The organism is Pseudoxanthomonas sp. LjRoot204_2 (assembly GCF_056175765.1).
On record NZ_JBGFFG010000538.1, the window covers coordinates 1 to 2,002 of the forward strand.

The window sequence follows — 2,002 nt, forward strand, 5'->3', positions numbered from 1 at the left end:
CGCGCGGCCAGCTGCATCGCGCCGCGCGCCTGGCCCGCGAAGGCAAGCCCGACGCGCCGTTGGCGCCGCTCACCGCCGGGGTGCTGAAGGAGCCGGCGCACAGCGGTGGGGGCTTCAGTGAGCGCGTGCGGGCCGGCGCCTACCAGACCCTGCATCGCGCGCTGGTGGCCGGCCTGCCCACGCAGATCGGCCATCGCACCGACAAGGGCGATTTCCAGGCGCCACGCCAGCGCCGCTTCCTGCCATTCCCGGCCTCGCCGCTGTCGAAACGGCCGCCGCCGTGGCTGCTGGCGGCCAACCTGCTGGACACGCAGAAGGTCTGGGGCATGACGTTGGCCGCGATCGAACCGGACTGGGTGATCGCCGAACTGCCGCACCTGCTGCTGCGCAAGCATTTCGATCCGCACTGGTCGCGCGCGCAGGGGCAGGTGCTGGCGTCGGAGCAGATCAGCCTGTTCGGGCTGGTGCTGGCACCGAAAAAGCCGGTCCACTACGGCCGCATCGCACCGGGCGAAGCGCACGACCTCTTCGTGCGCCAGGGCTTGGTGACCGGCGAGATCAACACGCGCGCCTCCTTCGTTGCCGACAACCTGAAGACGCTGGAACAGGCGCGCGAGGAAGAAGCGAAACTCCGGCGTGCGGGACTGGTCGCCGACGAGGACTGGCAGGCGCGCTGGTACCTGGATCGCGTGCCATCGGAGCTCCACTCCGCCGCCGGCCTCGATGCGTGGTGGAAAGCGCTGCCGGCCGACAAGCGGCGAGCGCTGCACTGGTCGCTGGTCGACCTGTTGCCGGGCGAGGGCAGCGAGGAAGATCGCTACCCAAAATACTTCGCGCTCGGCGATGCCCGCCTGCCGCTGCAGTACCGGTTCGAGCCCGGTGCCGCCGACGACGGCGTGACGCTGGAGGTGCCGCTGCACCTGCTCAACGCGCTGGATCCCGCGCGGCTTTCCTGGCTCGCCCCGGGCTTCGTGGCCGACAAGGCGGCCGGGTTGATCCGTAGCCTGCCCAAGGCCATGCGGCGCAACTACGTGCCGGCACCGGATTTCGGTCGTGCGTTCTTCGAGGCGTTCGCAAAGCCGACCGCCGATGACATCCGCGGCGAACTGGCGCGCTTCCTGTCGCGTGCCACGGGCGTGGCGGTGGGTGCGCTCGACTTCGACGAGGCCGCGCTAGAGCCGCACCTGCGCATGAACCTGCGCCTGCGCGAGGATCCCCGTGGGGGTGGCGAGGGCAAGGTGCTGGCCGAATCGCGCGATCTCGACGCGCTGCGTGCGCGCTTCGGCGCGAAGGCGGGGCAGGCGTTCGCCGCGCGTGCGGGTCGCGCGATGGCCGCGAGCGGGCTGCGCGATTTCCCCGCGCAACCGATTCCGCAGGACGTTCCTGGCGAAGCGGGCGTGCCCGCCTATCCGGCGCTGCGCGACGACGGCGATAGCGTCGCGTTGCAGGTGTTCGCCGATCGCGCCGAGGCGGATGCGTCGCACCCGCGGGGCGTCCGTCGCTTGCTGGACATCGCCCTGGCCGACAAGGTGAAGCAGGCACGCAAGCAATTGCCCGTGTCGCCCAAGACGGGCCTGCTGTATGCGGCCATCGAGTCGCAGGAACGCCTGCGCGGCGACATCGTCGATGCGGCGATGAATGCGCTGCTGGCGGAAGGGTTGGCGACGATCCGTGACCGCGCCGCGTTCGAACAACGGCGCGATGATGCCGGCAAGCGCCTGTTCGGCGAGGCCATGGCGCGGCTGGAGCTGGYCGAGGCCATCCTGTCGGCGGTAGCGGAACTGAAGCCCCAGCTCGACGCGCAGTTGATGGGATGGGCGCGGGGCAACCTCGATGACCTGCGCATGCAACTCGCGGCGCTGGTACGCCCCGGGTTCCTGCGCGAGACGCCGGCCGACGCACTGGCGCAACTGCCGCGCTACCTGAAGGCGATGGCCTTGCGTGCGGAGCGGGCCAAGCGCGATCCCGCGAAGGACCAGGCCCGGATGCTGGAGCTCAAGCC

The 2,002-nt window shown here is 70.8% G+C and carries 1 protein-coding gene; it reads left to right on the plus strand.

From position 1 onward, the window contains the following. Positions 1-2,002 (plus strand): DUF3418 domain-containing protein (locus AC04L7_RS17610; protein ID WP_475513557.1); only part of this gene is annotated, 2,002 nt, incomplete at both ends.